Raw genomic sequence first — 14638 nt, forward strand, 5'->3', positions numbered from 1 at the left:
CGGTCGATTGCCGCATAGATCGGTCGATGCTGGACAATGGACGCCGTGAACGACGCCGCCAACCACACTGCCGAGTCGGTTCCGGGCCCGCCGTCCACAGCACCGGCCCAGACCGACAACGGCACCCGCCCGAACTCCGGCTCGCGCCTGTACCCACGGGTGACGAGCTTCCGCTCGCGCCGGGGTGCACTGACCGCGACCCAGCAGCAATCCTGGGACCGGATGTGGCCGACCATCGGCCGCGAGGTCGCCGACGAACCGCTCGACGCCGCAGCCTGGTTCGGCCGCGAGGCCCCGCTGGTCATCGAGATCGGTTGTGGCACAGGGACCGCCACCGCCACGATGGCACAGGCCGAGCCGCACCTGAACCTGATCGGCATCGAGGTGTACCAGCCCGGCCTGGCCCAACTGGTCCAGCGGATCGAGCGCGAAAGCATCCCGAACATCCGATTGCTGCGCGGCGATGCCGTCGATGTCCTGGAAAACATGATTGCCGAGAAATCGCTGACTGGCGTGCGGGTCTTCTTTCCCGACCCGTGGCCGAAAGCGCGCCACCACAAGCGCAGGCTGCTGCAGCCCGCGACCGTCGCGCTGATCGCGAGTCGGCTCCGCACCGGCGGCGTGTTGCACGTCGCGACCGATCACGCGGAGTACGCCGAGCAGATCGCGGCGGTCGGCGGGGCAGAACCCCAGCTCATCGGCCTGAACGAGGCCACGGGCGGCATCAGCGCCGAGCATCGCGACACCGCGCCGATCGGCTTCGAACGGCCCGTCACGAAATTCGAAGGCAAGGCACATCGTGCTGGTAGCGCCATCACCGAGCTCATATGGGGGAAGATCGGAGTATGAGCGTGAGTGAGATGGCCCACGAGGTGGTCGAAGTTGCCGGGGAGGTGCAGGGACCGGAAGGTCTGAGCGGCGCCACGCCCGATGTTCGTCGTGTCCTGCTCGTCTGGGACGCCCCCAACCTCGACATGGGCCTCGGCGCCATCCTCGGTGGGCGGCCGACCGCCGCCTACCGGCCGCGCTTCGACGCGCTCGGCCGCTGGCTGCTCGCGCGCACCGCCGAACTATCGGTGGGCAGCGTGACCAGGGTCGAGCCGGAAGCCACCGTCTTCACCAATATCGCGCCGGGCACCGCCGATGTGGTGCGGCCGTGGGTGGAGGCGCTGCGCAACGTCGGCTACGCCGTGTTCGCCAAGCCCAAGATCGACGAGGACTCCGATGTCGACGCGGACATGCTCGCGCACATCGAACTACGCAGGCGCGGCGTCGGCCTGGCCGGCATCATGGTCGCCTCGGCCGACGGCCAGGCCTTCCGTGAACCGCTCGAGGAATTGGCCGCCGCAGGCGTGCCGGTTCAGGTGCTCGGCTTCCGCGAGCACGCGAGTTGGGCCGTCACATCCGATACGCTCGAGTTCATAGATCTCGAGGACATCCCGGGCGTGTTCCGTGAACCGCTGCCCAGGGTCAGCCTCGACTCGCTGCCCGACGAGGGCGCATGGCTGCAGCCGTTCCGGCCGCTGTCGGCGCTGCTCACCTCTCGCCCTGCGCAAGGAGTCGCTTAAGTGTTCACACGCTGGGGCGATCTGGTCTTCAAACTGCGCTTCGCCGTCATCGGCGCGGTGGTGGCCGCGCTGTTGGCGCTCGGCGGTTACGGTCTCGGCCTGGAAGATCACCTCAGCTCCAGCGGGTGGGACGATCCTACGTCCGAATCGGCTCAGGCAGCTCGCATTTCGGACGAGGCCTACGGGCGCGATCACAACAGTGACGTCATCGTCCTGTACTCGGCGCCCGACGGAAAGACGATCGACGACCCCGAGTGGAGTCGCAAGATCATCGACAGCCTCAACGCGCTGCCGAAGAAGTATCCGAACGAGATCAGCAAGGTCAACGGCACCTACTGGAAGGTCGACAACAGCGCGCAAGTGCCGTCGACCTTCGGCTCGAAGGATCGCAAGTACGCCTTCGCCTCGGTCGCCATCGTCGGCGACAACGACACCGACATGGTGCGCAACTACCGGAAGGTGAAGGACGCCTTCGCCATTCCGGGTGTCGACGTCCAGGTCGCCGGCCTGCAGGCGGTGGCAGGCACGCTCAACGACACCATGGCGCAGGACCAGAAGCGGATGGAGATGCTGGCCATCCCCGCCGTCGCCATCCTGCTGTTCTTCATCTTCGGCGGCGTGGTCGCCGCCGCGCTGCCGTTGATCGTCGGTGGTCTCACGGTGATCGGCGCCTGGGGCATCGTCCGGTTCGTCACCGAATTCACCGAGGTCAACTCGTTCGTCTCACCGGTCGTGTCGATGATCGGCCTCGGCCTCGCGATCGACTACGGGCTGTTCATAGTCAGCCGATTCCGCGAAGAGTTAGCGGAGGGATACGACACCAAAGCCGCGGTGCGCCGCTCGGTGATGACCGCGGGCCGCACTGTCATCTTCTCCGCGACCATGATCATCGCCAGCCTCGGCGGCATGCTGCTGTTCCCGCAGGGCTTCCTCAAGTCGATCGCCTACGGCTCGATCGCGACCGTGACGCTCGCCGCGATCACCGCCATCACCATCCTGCCCGCGATGCTGGCCATCCTCGGCCCGCGCGTCGACATGCTCGGGTTCAAGAAGTTCCGCAAGACCAAGACCGCCGAGGACATCGAGAACGGCTTCTGGGGCAAGTCGACCCGCTGGGTGATGAAGCACCCGCTCAAGATCGCCATCCCGATCTGCATCCTGTTGCTGCTGCTCATCATTCCGGTGAAGAACCTCGCGTTCGGCGGCATCAACGAGCGCTACCTGCCGCCGGACGACTCGACCCGGCTCGCGCAGGCCAAGTTCGACTCGATCTTCCCGCTGCGCAAATCCGATCCGATCCAGCTGGTGTTCGTCTCCGACAACAGCAACAACGTCGGCAAGGTGTGGAAGGAAGCCGACAAGGCGCCCGGTCTGGCCGGCACCTTCGAGGTGCCGTCCCAGTCGACCATCGACCGCAGCGTCTTCCGCACCTCCGCGACACTGGCGGATTCGGAAGACCCGGACGCGACCATCAACTATCTGCGCTCGATGGACGTGCCCGATGACGTAAAGGTCTATGTCGGCGGGCAACCGACCATCCAGAAGGACAGCATCGACGCGCTGCTGTCCCGGATGCCATGGATGATCGGGCTCGTCCTGCTCGTGACCATGGTGCTGATGTTCCTCACCTTCGGCTCACTGGTGCTGCCGATCAAGGCCGCGTTGATGAGCGCGCTCGGCCTCGGCTCCACGCTCGGCGTCCTGACCTGGATCTTCATCGACGGACACGGATCAGGCCTGCTGAACTTCACGCCGCAGCCGATCATGTCGCCGGTGCTCGTGCTGATCATCGCGGTGATCTACGGTCTGTCCGTCGACTACGAGGTATTCCTGTTGTCGCGCATGGTCGAAGCGCGCACCAAGGGCGCGTCGACCACCGAGGCGGTGCGCATCGGCACCGCGCAGACCGGCCGGATCATCACCGCGGCCGCGCTGATCCTGCTCGTCGTCACCGGCGCGTTCGCGTTCTCCAAGCTGGTGATGATGAAGTACCTGGCGTACGGCATGGTCGCCGCGCTGTTCATCGACGCCACCATTCTGCGCATGCTGCTCGTGCCCGCCACCATGAAGCTGCTCGGCGACGACTGCTGGTGGGCGCCCGCCTGGATGAAGAAGGTCCAGCAGAAGATCGGCCTCGGCGAGCCCGTCCTCGACGACGAACTGCCCGGCGGCGGCGAACTCGTCGACCTGGTCAAGACCACCCCGATCACCGACCCGGTCACCACGGTGATGCCCGCGATCGGCACGACCCGCAAGACGCCGCGCCGCCCGCGCACCATCCAGGAGATCGAGTCCGCGGCGCCGACCGTGCACTTGGACAGCAAGAATCTGCTGCCCAAGCCCGATCCGACCCGGCCGATGCCGCCGCAGGTTTCCGAGAGCCCGCGCGCGACACCGACGGAACCGACGCGCCCCGCGCCGACCGATCCCGGTGCGCCGCAGGCGAATGCGCGTGCCGTGCCGCCGATCGCGGAATCGCCGCGTCCGACGGAGTACCCCGCGCGCGTCGCCCCACCGGCCCCGTCCGCGGATTCGGCGCCGGACTACACCGCTCGCGTGCTCCCGCCGACCCGATCCGGGGACACCGCCTCGGACTACACCGCCCGTGCGGTCCCGCCGAACTCGGTCACACCGTCGCCGACGGTGGCGCCCTCGCCGATGCCGCCCACGCCCCTGTCGACGCCGGGCCCGACGGCCGACCCGACCACACGGGTCACCCCGCCGCCGACCGCCCCGCCGTCCCGGATCATGCCGCCGACGGCGACACCACCGTCCGACCCGACCCCCCGGGTCGTACCGCCTACCCAGGCAACGGGTTTCACCGCGCGCCCGCAGCCGCCGAGCCCCATGTTCGGCGACTCCGGCATACGCCCCGCCGAGCCGACCGCGCGAGTCACGCCACCGCCCCCGTTCACCCCGACACCCACCCCGGTGGCCCCGGCCCCCCAAAGCGCCGAACCCCCGGCCGAGCCGGACCGCCCGACCCACCACGCCGCCTCGGAAACCCCGGAACCGGACAACGGCCCCGACACCAACCGCAGCAGCATCGAGAACTGGATGGCCGAACTCCGCTCCTCCCGCCGCCGCATCGGCAACCGCGACGAGGGCCGCCACCACAGCGGCGACGGCCGCACCGTCAGCGTCAACGAACTCCTCCGCCGCCGCGACGAGGAGTAGCCTGGCCGAGCGCGACGCGGTCAGCTGTCGTAGTGGCCGCCCACCTGCACGATCGCGATCTCGGTATCGGTCACGTAGTAGATCAGCCGATGCTCCTGAGTGATTCGCCTCGACCAATGCCCGGCGAGCTGATGCCGTAAGGGTTCGGGCTTGCCGATCCCATCGAAGGGGTCGGCGAGCGCGGCGTTGATCATCTTGTTCGCTGCCCGCAACACCGCGCGGTCCCGGGCCAGCCATGCCGAGTAACTCCGCCACCCCTGGGCGGTGAAGGTCAACTTCCGGTCAGGCACGCCGTCGTGCCTTCGTCCGACGTGGGGTCGCAGGCTCGCTCGGCGTCAAGATGCTCTCGACCTGAGCCCTGAGCGCCCGCACTTCCCGCGCAAAGTTCTCGAAACGATCGTCGCTCTTGGTCGCATCCGCGTAGTCACCGAACAACTTCTCCAACTTTTCGGTGATCGCCCACAACGTCTGGGCCGAAGGGACCGTGTCGGGTTCGTCGTCCGGATCCAAGAGGACGTGAGCCTCTGTGCGGCCGTCGCGGGCGTCATCGGCTGAAGCCAGGAGTTGCGCGCCGCCATGTGTCTGGAGCACATACAGCGTTTCCATGATCGAACTCCAGTCGGACTCGGCCACCAGTACCGCATTCTCACCGGTCTTGGTCACCACTGTCACTGGGTCGTGATCATCATTGACCCTCTTCACGAGTCCGAAAAGGTCCTGGCGAACGTTCGAAATCGGTAGCGCAGGCATCAGCTCTCGCCCTTCAGTAGTCGTACAACATAGTGTACAGCTATAGTTGTACAACTTGTTGTACGTATGCCGAGGCCCCGCTCCTCGGAAACAGGGGCGGGGCCTCGGGTATGTGGTTATACGGTCGGCTTCGTGTTCGCCTCCGCGAACGCCCGGGCATAGCGGGTGCCGGCGAGGAGTAGGAGGACGCCTACTACCAGGAAGGCGGCTACGCGGACCAGGCCGTCCAGGGTGGCCAGGTCGAAGAGGAAGAGTTTGGCCAGGGCGGCGGCGGTGATGAGCAGACCCGAGGCCAGGGCGATTCGGGCCGCGGCGGCGGAGCGGGCGAGCATGCGCAGGCCGAAGAGGAGAGCGGCGGTCGCGGTGATCATCCAGAGGATGGTCGCGGCGCTGTGGCCGATGAGGAAGCCGTCGGGGGAGCCGGTGGCCACGCCGATCGACACCGTCGTCGCGGTAACCGCGTACAGGCCGAAGGCGGTGGCGGCGATCCACAGCAGCGACTCCTCGGTGTTGCCGAAGGTGCTCGACTGCTTGCGGATGCACCACACGCCCGCCGCGAGCGCGGCGAGGGCGAGTACCGCGGCCAGCACGGTCGAGATGTCCAACTCCTGCATCGAACGGTGCTGGGAGGCAAGGACATCGGGCGTGGTCCCGGCCATGAACACGAATCCGCCCAGCAGGGCGTATGCCCCGCCGATACCGGCCGCGACCTTGGACCGGAGCTGTCCCGCGACGCCCAGGAAGGCGACCGCAACCAGGAACAACGCGATAGGCGCCGTCTGCACGTCGGTCACCGTGAAGCAGGCCTCCAGCAGCGCGAACGCTCCGGCGACCGCGGCGACCACCGCGGTGTGGTTCGGAATCCGAACCAGCGCACGCAGTTTCGGCAGCACGGCGCCGGCGGCGACGGTCAGCAGCACCGCGGCGAACGCCAGTGCCACGATCACCGCCGTGCGGCGCTCGAACAGGGCGGGAACCGCGAGCAGCGGCAGCGCCGACAGACCGAATGCCACGGTGGCCGTGACATCGCCGGCCCGCTTGCGCACCACCGCCAGCGTGCCGGACAGACCGATCGCCGCGATCGCGATGGCGGCGGCGAGCAGCCAGTACAGCTGACTGCGTTCCGGGTGACCCGATCCGGCGATCGCGAAGAAGCAGAAGGCGGCGAGTACCGCGGGCACAGTGCGCGTGACGTGCAGGTACGGCCAGTCCCGCTGCCACTGCACCGGAAGGAAAGCCAGCTGCAACACGATCAGGAAGGACAGCAGCACCAGCTGCGAGGTCACCACCGGCGACAACAGCGCGGCGCCGAGCACGACGAGTACCGCGAGCGGCTGCGACTGCCACCGCATGGCCAGCCATACGCCGCCCGCCGCGACGGCCAGCGCGACGGCCAGACCGAAGACCTCGGGCAGCCATCCATAGATCGTGGTCACCGCGACGACATCCAGGTACGCACCGGCGATACCCGTCCCGGCCAGGGCGATACCGCCGACCCGGCCGCCGGTGCGCCCGAATACGCGCATCCCGGCGCCGACCAGCACCGCCGAGAACAGCACCCCGGCAACAACTCTCGGGATCGGACCGAACAGACCGGCCTGCGCGGCGAGCACGAGCAGCATCACGACACCGATGAGGGTGACCGTCACGCCGGCCACGGCCAGGATCCGGCTGATCACGCCCTCGCGCTGCCACCACGGCGTGCGCGGCTCCCGGCGCACGGGTGGCCGCATGCCGGGTGCGGGCGCGCCCATCGGCATCTGCCGCGGTAGCGCAGGCCGCTGCGGTGCCACGGGTCCGCCTTGCGGCCCGGCGGGCCATCCGGGCGGCGGTGCGTACTGCGGCACATAGACCGGTGCGGGAGGTTGTGGCGCCGCGGCCACGGGCGGGATCGGGATATGGGCGGGGGCAGGTTCGGTCGAGACGGTCTGTGCCGCGGCCGAACCGGCCGCGACCTGAGCTCGCAGCAATTCGAGATCCCGTCCCAGCACACCCATCTGCGTTCCCAGCGCAGTGAATTCACCGGACAACCGCGAAATCAGCGCCGGGTCGATAGATGTAGTCATGGCATCGATGGTCGTTCGGACGGCCCGCCGGAACATGAGTAGAAACCCCCGGCGGCTCGCCGATATCTACCCGAAATCAGCAGGTAGACCCTGACGATCGACCCCCACCCGCCATCCGGGTGGGGGCCCATCGCGACAGGCGGTTCATGGGATGGTGGCCTCGAGGCTGGTCACCCGGTGGACGGCGGCGATGACGGCCGCGCGCGGCGGCATGCGGACGGTGCCGGGCGCCGACTCACCCGCCCAGTGCCAGCCGAGGCTGGAATCGGTGGCGGGGAGCATGAGCTGACGGCCACTGGGGACGATGGTCACGTGGTGACCGGCAAGGCAGCGGCGGACCGCGACGTCGACGGCGATCGCCGGGGTCGGCGGGTTCACCAGGAAGGTCCATGTTCGTTCGCTCGGATCGGCGACGACCGGTGCGGCGTGCTTGTGATCCAGCGTGGCCAGCACCTTGCGACCCAGCTCGGCGGGCATCACCACGGCGCCGATGAGGGAACCCGTGGTGAGAACGGGTCGGCCACCGAGTAATTGGACCGGTAATCCATAGTGGTGTCGAAGCAGGTGCGCGATCTCATGCGGGGTATGACATGTCTCGAACATTGCCGCCGCCCTTTGCGTTCTCAAAGTTGCAGAAAGGCAACGGTATTCCAACCGGCAGCCAACGAGTCGTACGCAATGTCCCACTTCGGGTCGGCACGATCACTTAGCGTCGTACCCTGAAACCCAGATGTAACAAAGGAATTGGGTACATGGACGATTCGTCTATCGGGGTGCGCATCCGGCTATTTCGCGGCAAGGCGCTGACGCAACGTCAGCTCGCCGACCAGGCCGGTGTCAGCGTGGATCTGGTGCGCAAGCTCGAGCAGGGGGGTAGGCAAACGGCGTCCATCGCCAGCCTGCAAAAGATCGCGCGCGCACTGGATGTCGATATCTCCGATCTGATCGGCAAGCGGGCCGGGATACCTTCCGGCAATCCGGACGCGGGCATCGTCGCGATCCGGCGGGCGCTGACGCCCGTCGACGATCTACTCGGCGAAACCGAGGACGATGCGGCGATCAGCCTCGAAGAAGGCGAACGCGCGGTCGATTACGCGTGGGGTGCGTACTGGGCGGGGCGCTACGAGTTGCTCAGCACCATCCTGCCGTCGGGGCTCCTGCAACTGCGGGCCACCGTGCACGCCGCACGCAACGGCGCGGCCGCACCCGCGAGTGAACTGCTGGCCCGGATGTACTGGGTCACCGGCTGCACGCTGGTGCACCTCGGCCAGACCGATCCGGCGTTCCTGGCCATCCGGCAGGCGCTGGCGGCGGCCGAGCAGGGCGATGACCCGTTGCTGCTCGCCACTATTCGCGGTTCGGTGGCCTGGCAGTTGCTGGTGCAGGGCCGATACAACGAATCTCGCAGAGTCGCGTTGCGCGCGGCGGAACAGGTGGCGCCTGCCGGCGATGCCGCGCCCGCCGAACTGTCGACCTACGGTGCGCTCGTGCTGCTGAGCGCCACCGCCGCCGGGCGCGAACAGAATGTGCCGGAGGCGTTGTCGCTCCTCGAGACGGCCGGTGAGGTCGCGCTGCGCGTCGGCACCGATCGCCGGGATTACGAAACCTATTTCGGACCTTCGCAGGTCGTCATGCAGACCGTCGATGTGAACGTCTCCGCCGAGCGGTATCCGGAGGCGCTCGCGGCGGCGAAGTCGATGCCGCGCAACGGCGGCGGGCTCCCACAGGCCTCGCGCGCCAGGCACCTCACCGATACCGCCGTCGCGCTCACCCGCACCGGTCAGCATCAGCGGGCGCTGACCACGCTGCTCGATGCCGAGCGGGTCGGCGGCGCCGACTGGATCAAGTACCAGACCCTGCCGCGCCACGTCGTCTCCGAACTGCTCGATCACGACCGACGAGTTCCTTTGCGCGCCTTCGCGACCCGCCTCGGCGTCAATATGTGATCGGCTCAGGCCGTCGTGAAACGTTCGGCGGCCCTGGTGATCACCTCGTCGAGTACGTCGCGGGAGCGAATCAGGTCGGCGATGGTGCCGTTGATCCGGTCGCGCTCGCCCGCGAGCTCCTCGACCAGCTCCGGGGTGGCGAATTCGTTGGCGCCGCCGTCGATGTCGCGCATGCAGGGGAGCAGCTGGAAGATCTTCTTGCTGGACAGGCCCGCGGCGAACAGTTCCTGGATATGGATGACGCGATCGATCGCCCATTCGGCGTAGTCGCGGTGGCCGCCGGCCGTACGCTCGGACAGCAGCAGGCCCTGCTCCTCGTAGTAGCGCAGCGATCGTACGCTGACTCCGGTGCGTCCGGCCAATTCCCCGATTCGCATCGCCACCTCGTCGTTTGCCGCAGGACTTGATTCTGACATTGATGTCAGGTTTTACCGTACCCGCATGACGAACACAGCAACCACCTCGGCACTCTTCGCTCCCGCTCGGCTCGGCACGCTGGACCTGCCGAACCGCCTGGTCATGGCGCCGATGTCGCGCAATCGCGCCGCCGCCGACGGTGTGCCGCAACCGATCATGGCCACCTACTACGCTCAGCGCGCCACCGCGGGCCTGATCATCGCGGAGGCCGCGACCCCCAACCGGGTCGGGCAGACCTACGCGAACATCCCGGCCATCTACACCGCGGCGCATATCGCGGGCTGGCGCACGGTCACCGACGCGGTCCGCGCCGAGGGCGGCCGGATGTTCCTGCAGCTGCAGCACGGCGGTCGCGTCGGCCACCCGGACAACAGCGGCCTGACTCCCGTCGCGCCCTCGCCGATCGCGCTGCCCGACACCGTCCACACGCCGACCGGTCATCAGGACGCGGTGCGCCCACGCGAACTCAGCATCGACGAAATCCACTCCACCATCGAAGATTTCGCGAACGCCGCCCGCAACGCCATCGCGGCGGGCTTCGAAGGCGTCGAGGTGCACAGCGCGAACGGCTATCTGCTGCACCAGTTCCTGGCGAACAACACCAACCAGCGCACCGATGCATACGGCGGCTCGGTCGCCCACCGCATCCGGTTCACCGTCGAGGTGGTCGAGGCCGTCGCCGCCGCCATCGGCCCCGAGCGCGTCGGCGTGCGCATCTCCCCTGGAAACACCGTGAACGGCATCGAGGAAGGCGATACCGAGGCGATCTACCCCGCCCTCGTCACCGCACTGGCCGGCAAGAACCTCGCCTACCTGCACTTCGTCTGGGCCGACCCGGATCAGCCGCTGTTCAACCGGATTCGCGAAATCTGGCCGGGCACCCTGATCGCCAACCCGAACCTCGGCTGGGGCGTCCCCCTCCCCGCCGACGGCGGCGTCGAAAAGGCCGAACGCCTCCTCGGCGCGGGCGCCGACCTCATCTCGCTGGGCCGCTCCTACCTCGCCAATCCCGACCTCATCACCCGCCTGCGCACCGGCGCCCCCTTGAACGAGGTCCGCGACGCGCATCTGATGTACGTCGGCGGCGAAGAGGGCTACACCGACTACCCCACCCTCGCGACCGCTCCTCGTCGCACCGGCGAAACCCGTTGAACGCCGGCGACTGGCCGTCGCCGCGATGGCGGCGGCCCTCGTCCGGTGCCCACGATATCGGTGGCCCAACAAGATCCGGCGGGTCAGCCGGGTGTGGCAGTGGCTAGGGTCCGATGATGCGTGATTCATTGCGTTTCTATGGTCGGGTCTTTCTGGCAACCGGCTCGCTGTTCGGTGTCCTCAGCGGGCTGGAAGAATGGTTTTCCACGAAGGACCCGGGCGGCGCGGTCGTCGCAGGGGTGGTAGCCGGTCTGATCTTCGGGGTGTTCATGGCCGTGGTGATGGGGTCTTGGCACGTCATCTCGGCCCGTCGTGCGGGGGTTCCGGATGCCGCGTACGGACCGGTGCGCCAGCACGCTTCCATCGTGCTGGCGTCCGATGCGAACGAGGCGTTCGATGCCGCGGTGCGGGTGATCGAGGCCAGCGGAGCCACGGTGAAACAGCGGGATCCGGTACGGGGCCGCATCGAAGCCCGGACAGGACTCACCTGGAAGAGCTTCGGCGAGAAGCTCGATGTCACTGTGCTTCCCCAGGACCAGGGCCGCTGCGAGGTTCGCATCGAGAGCCGCCCCAGAGTGCCGAGCACGGTCGTCGACTACGGCAAGAACCTGCAGAACGTCCAGAACATCGACCAGAAGTTGCGCGCGCTGTTCGAACCGGCCACCAGCTGACTCGTCCACTCCCTGCTCGAACCACCGGTGTGAGCCCATCCCGCGAACTGCCGATCACGGCTCTAGGAACAGCCGTTCGTTGGGCAGACGCGGCAACCCCGTGGTATCGCCCGGGAGGACGTTCACCGCGTCCGGATAGTGGCGCTCGCGGTAGTCCTGGACGAACAACAGTGCGGCAGTGAGGCAGGCGGCGAAGTCGAATCGTGCGTCCTGGACGAACACACTCAGGTGCACATCTGACTCGTGGGGACGCGGAGACGCCCTGTTACTCATAGCCTTTCAGCGCTTCCGCCGCCACTGTCGTTACCGGCGCGCCGACGAAACACCAGCGGGACCGGGCCTTCGGCCGTCAGATGAGCTTGTTCACCAGGGCCGTGGCGAGCATGGCCACGGCACGGTTGTCGTCGTGGGTCAGCTGCCGCAAGGTGTCCAGCGCGCTGGTGCCCGGCATCTCGGCCAGCGCCTGCGTCAGTCGCATCCGCATCGCGGAATCCGCAGTGGGCGAGGCGAGTTCGCCGACGAGCGCACTGAGGATGCGGTCGGCCCACTGCGGGTCGCCGGCCATGGCGCCGAGGAGTTCGGCCGCCTCGACATCGTTGGGGCCCTCGACCACCACGCCGACCAGTGCGGGCACCGCTCGGGTCACGCCGCGTGCCCCCAATGCGAGTGCCGCGTATCTGCGCAGCGTCGCGTCCGCGTCCGCGAGCGCGTCCGTGAGCGCCTTGGTCACGTCGTCGCCCGGCAGCTCGGCGAGGGCGAGGACCGCGCGCCGCCGGATGTCGACGTCGTCCGAGCGCAGGCCGGACGCCACGCTCGCCGCACCGTCGCGGCCGGTCCGCGCGAGGGCCCACCGCAGCGCACCGGCAACATTCAGATCGGACTCGGTGAGGACCGCTTCGCCGAGCAGCTCGGCGGGCATCGGCACATCCGCGGCGGGTGCGAGAACGGCCTGCTGCCGTCGCGCCGCACTCTCCGAACCCAGTCCGTTCAATAGCTCGACGATGCGGAGAACATCGCGCCAGCCGGCGGACTCGGCCGCATCGACCGCGCGGAGCCGTTCGAGGAGCTCCTGCTCCTGTTTCAGTCGTTCCTCGGTCTTTCGAATGAGGTCGCCTACCAGCGCGGCCGGGGTGAAGCCCGGATCGTCGAGCGCTCGTCCGATCTCGCGCAGTGACAACCCCAGCGATCGCAGGCTCTCCACGTGGAAGATCCGCCGGATATCGGCGGGGCGATACTCCCGGTAGCCACCCCTGGTGCGGCCGGTCGGCCGCACCAGTCCGAGGGCGTCGTAGTGACGGAGCATGCGTGCGCTCACCCCTGAGCGGCGCGCCACCTCACCGATCAGCACCTGGTCGTCTCCTCCCGATCCGGCCCGAGCACCATGACCCGTCTCGCGTCGGCGACGGCGAGGTCGAATCCGGCATCCGGGTCGTGCAGGAGCCGCTCCGTGGCAGCGGCATGCGCGCGCACCGCCGGGTCGTGACTTGCCATCGCCGCGTGCAGAACCGGCTCGACCATGTCGCCGAGCGCGACGAGGGCACGGCTCAAGCTCAACCGTATCTCCCGGTCCCCGCGGCCGAATTGCGTGGCCAGCTCCGCGGCCAGCTTCTCCTTCTCCGCGTCGGGCACGAGAACGACAGCAGCGCGCCATGCGCTGCGCGCGACCTCGTCGTCGGTGTCGTTCAGCAACGACCGCGTGATCGCGGGCCACGCGCTCGATTCACCGATCTTGGACAGTGTGTGCAACGCCTGGCTGCGGGCCTGCGGGAGTTCGGACGACAGTTCCGCACGAAGTTTCGGAACCGTGATCCGAGACGGCAGACGGGTCAGCGCCCACGTGAGCATGTCGCGCACGAAGAAGTCCGGCTCGATCGCGCACCGCGCGATGAGCACGTCGACGAAACCGGGGTCGGGGTGCGTGCCTATTGCCAGGGCCGCCTTCAGCCGCGTCGAAGCATCCCCGGCGGCCAGCGCGCCGAGCACTCGTGTATTCACTGGATTCGTCTGTGTCGGGTTCATGGAAACCACCTCCGACAGACAGTGAAGACCTTGTCACAGTGACAAGGTCAAGCGCACGAGCCGGACGAGGCGCGGTCCAAGTGGCGTGCGCTGTTCGGCCGTGTTCATCACACGCCCGGCCCGAACAGGATTCTGCGCCAGTGGGTGGCGAGCGGGTGTTTGGCGGTGATCGAGCCGAGGCGGAGGCGGCCGTGGACGACAAGGTGCAGTGGGCCGATCGGGGGGCCGGTACGGACCTTGTTGTTGACGCTGGCGCCGATGAGGTCGAGGGCGTTGAGGTCGACGGTGGCCTCGGCGGGGACGACGAGGGTGAGGGAGCTGCAGTAGTCGTCGACGTACACCTCGACTACCTGGGTCGACATGATCGCCTCGGTGAAATCGAGGGTGACGCCGGACAGCCAGGTGTTCAGGTGCAGGGTCGGCGGCACCTGCCACGGGCCGCGGCGGTGCACACCGGAGAGGCGGCTGCGGATGACGTTGCCGGCGCCGCGCGGCGGCGCGGGCGGCGGCGGGATGTGCGATACCGGCGGCCTGCCCTTGGCGAACGGCGCGGCATTGTTGACGAAGGCGGTGCGCGGCGCGGCGGGCTGGCCGATCAACCGGACACCGGGCAGATCGATCAGAACGGCGTTGAGTTCGCCACGGGTCTTGGCGGCCAGCGCGGTATCCATCCGCTCGGTGAACTCACCGAGTGAGAGCATGCCGAGCCCGACCGCGCGCTGCAGCAGCTGGCCGACGTGTTCACGCTCGGCATCGGATACGCGCAGCTCCCGGTCGCCCACCGCGCCCGGGCCGCCATTGGATACTTCGGGGCCACCCATGGTTTCGAGATTACCGAGCAATCCACCGCCGGGCATCGGGGCAATCCCGGA

At 68.1% G+C, this 14638-nt stretch carries 15 protein-coding genes; 6 read left to right on the forward strand and 9 right to left on the reverse strand.

Going from position 1 to position 14638, the window contains the following annotated elements:
• Positions 1-36: 36 nt before the first annotated feature.
• Genes trmB through ACIG5A_RS21465 form a run of 3 tightly spaced genes read left to right on the forward strand, consistent with a single transcriptional unit; the run spans position 37 to position 4745 of the window.
• Entirely contained in the window at positions 37-849 is an 813-nt protein-coding gene (gene trmB, locus ACIG5A_RS21455) for a tRNA (guanosine(46)-N7)-methyltransferase TrmB (protein WP_397242577.1), read from the forward strand.
• Entirely contained in the window at positions 846-1568 is a 723-nt protein-coding gene (locus tag ACIG5A_RS21460) for an NYN domain-containing protein (RefSeq protein ID WP_397242579.1), read from the forward strand. Before trmB ends, ACIG5A_RS21460 begins: the two co-directional genes overlap by 4 nt.
• Positions 1569-4745 (forward strand): MMPL family transporter, encoded by a 3177-nt coding sequence (locus tag ACIG5A_RS21465; protein WP_397242581.1) that lies wholly within the window; start codon positions 1569-1571, stop codon positions 4743-4745.
• A gap of 20 nt (positions 4746-4765) precedes the next feature.
• Here the strand turns inward: ACIG5A_RS21465 and ACIG5A_RS21470 are convergent, their stop codons facing one another.
• The 4 genes from ACIG5A_RS21470 to ACIG5A_RS21485 all read right to left on the reverse strand — a co-directional run bounded on the left by ACIG5A_RS21470 (position 4766) and on the right by ACIG5A_RS21485 (position 8164).
• Positions 4766-5035, reverse strand: coding sequence for a Txe/YoeB family addiction module toxin (locus ACIG5A_RS21470; RefSeq protein ID WP_397242583.1), 270 nt, complete (start codon positions 5033-5035; stop codon positions 4766-4768).
• Positions 5028-5495, reverse strand: a complete 468-nt coding sequence (locus ACIG5A_RS21475; protein WP_397242585.1) for a type II toxin-antitoxin system Phd/YefM family antitoxin — start codon at positions 5493-5495, stop codon at positions 5028-5030. Before ACIG5A_RS21475 ends, ACIG5A_RS21470 begins: the two co-directional genes overlap by 8 nt.
• Positions 5496-5611: 116 nt before the next feature.
• Positions 5612-7561, reverse strand: a complete 1950-nt coding sequence (locus ACIG5A_RS21480; RefSeq protein WP_397242587.1) for a DUF2339 domain-containing protein — start codon at positions 7559-7561, stop codon at positions 5612-5614.
• Between the two features lie 144 nt (positions 7562-7705).
• On the reverse strand, positions 7706-8164 hold the full coding sequence (locus ACIG5A_RS21485; RefSeq protein WP_397242589.1) for a hypothetical protein: 459 nt from the start codon (positions 8162-8164) through the stop codon (positions 7706-7708).
• Positions 8165-8313: 149 nt separating this feature from the next.
• Here ACIG5A_RS21485 and ACIG5A_RS21490 point away from each other — a divergent pair, with 149 nt between their 5' ends.
• The gene (locus ACIG5A_RS21490; protein ID WP_397242591.1) at positions 8314-9507 is read left to right on the forward strand and encodes a helix-turn-helix domain-containing protein; all 1194 of its coding nucleotides are present in this window, start codon (positions 8314-8316) and stop codon (positions 9505-9507) included.
• 5 nt (positions 9508-9512) lie between these two features.
• On the opposite strand, the gene ACIG5A_RS21495 is transcribed toward ACIG5A_RS21490, so the two are convergent.
• Complete coding sequence (locus ACIG5A_RS21495) at positions 9513-9884, reverse strand: MerR family transcriptional regulator (protein WP_397242593.1); 372 nt, start codon at positions 9882-9884, stop codon at positions 9513-9515.
• 64 nt (positions 9885-9948) lie between these two features.
• Between ACIG5A_RS21495 and ACIG5A_RS21500 the strand changes: the two genes are divergently transcribed.
• Positions 9949-11076: an alkene reductase gene (locus ACIG5A_RS21500; RefSeq protein WP_397242595.1), complete on the forward strand. Its 1128-nt coding sequence runs from the start codon at positions 9949-9951 to the stop codon at positions 11074-11076.
• A gap of 116 nt (positions 11077-11192) precedes the next feature.
• On the forward strand, positions 11193-11747 hold the full coding sequence (locus tag ACIG5A_RS21505; RefSeq protein WP_397242597.1) for a hypothetical protein: 555 nt from the start codon (positions 11193-11195) through the stop codon (positions 11745-11747).
• Between the two features lie 54 nt (positions 11748-11801).
• Here ACIG5A_RS21505 and ACIG5A_RS21510 read toward each other — a convergent pair whose 3' ends face one another.
• The 4 genes from ACIG5A_RS21510 to ACIG5A_RS21525 form a co-directional block, all read right to left on the reverse strand.
• Entirely contained in the window at positions 11802-11981 is a 180-nt protein-coding gene (locus ACIG5A_RS21510) for a hypothetical protein (RefSeq protein ID WP_397242599.1), read from the reverse strand.
• A gap of 115 nt (positions 11982-12096) precedes the next feature.
• A complete protein-coding gene (locus ACIG5A_RS21515; protein ID WP_397242601.1) occupies positions 12097-13095 on the reverse strand; it encodes a MerR family transcriptional regulator in 999 nt (332 codons plus the stop codon).
• Positions 13089-13766, reverse strand: coding sequence for a HEAT repeat domain-containing protein (locus ACIG5A_RS21520; protein ID WP_397242603.1), 678 nt, complete (start codon positions 13764-13766; stop codon positions 13089-13091). The genes ACIG5A_RS21515 and ACIG5A_RS21520 overlap by 7 nt, the downstream gene beginning before the upstream one ends.
• 107 nt (positions 13767-13873) lie before the next feature.
• Complete coding sequence (locus ACIG5A_RS21525; protein WP_397243938.1) at positions 13874-14548, reverse strand: DUF1707 domain-containing protein; 675 nt, start codon at positions 14546-14548, stop codon at positions 13874-13876.
• Between the last annotated feature and the right edge of the window lie 90 nt (positions 14549-14638).

The sequence above is a fragment of the Nocardia sp. NPDC052566 genome, from assembly GCF_044547285.1.
Classification (GTDB): Bacteria; Actinomycetota; Actinomycetes; order Mycobacteriales; family Mycobacteriaceae; genus Nocardia.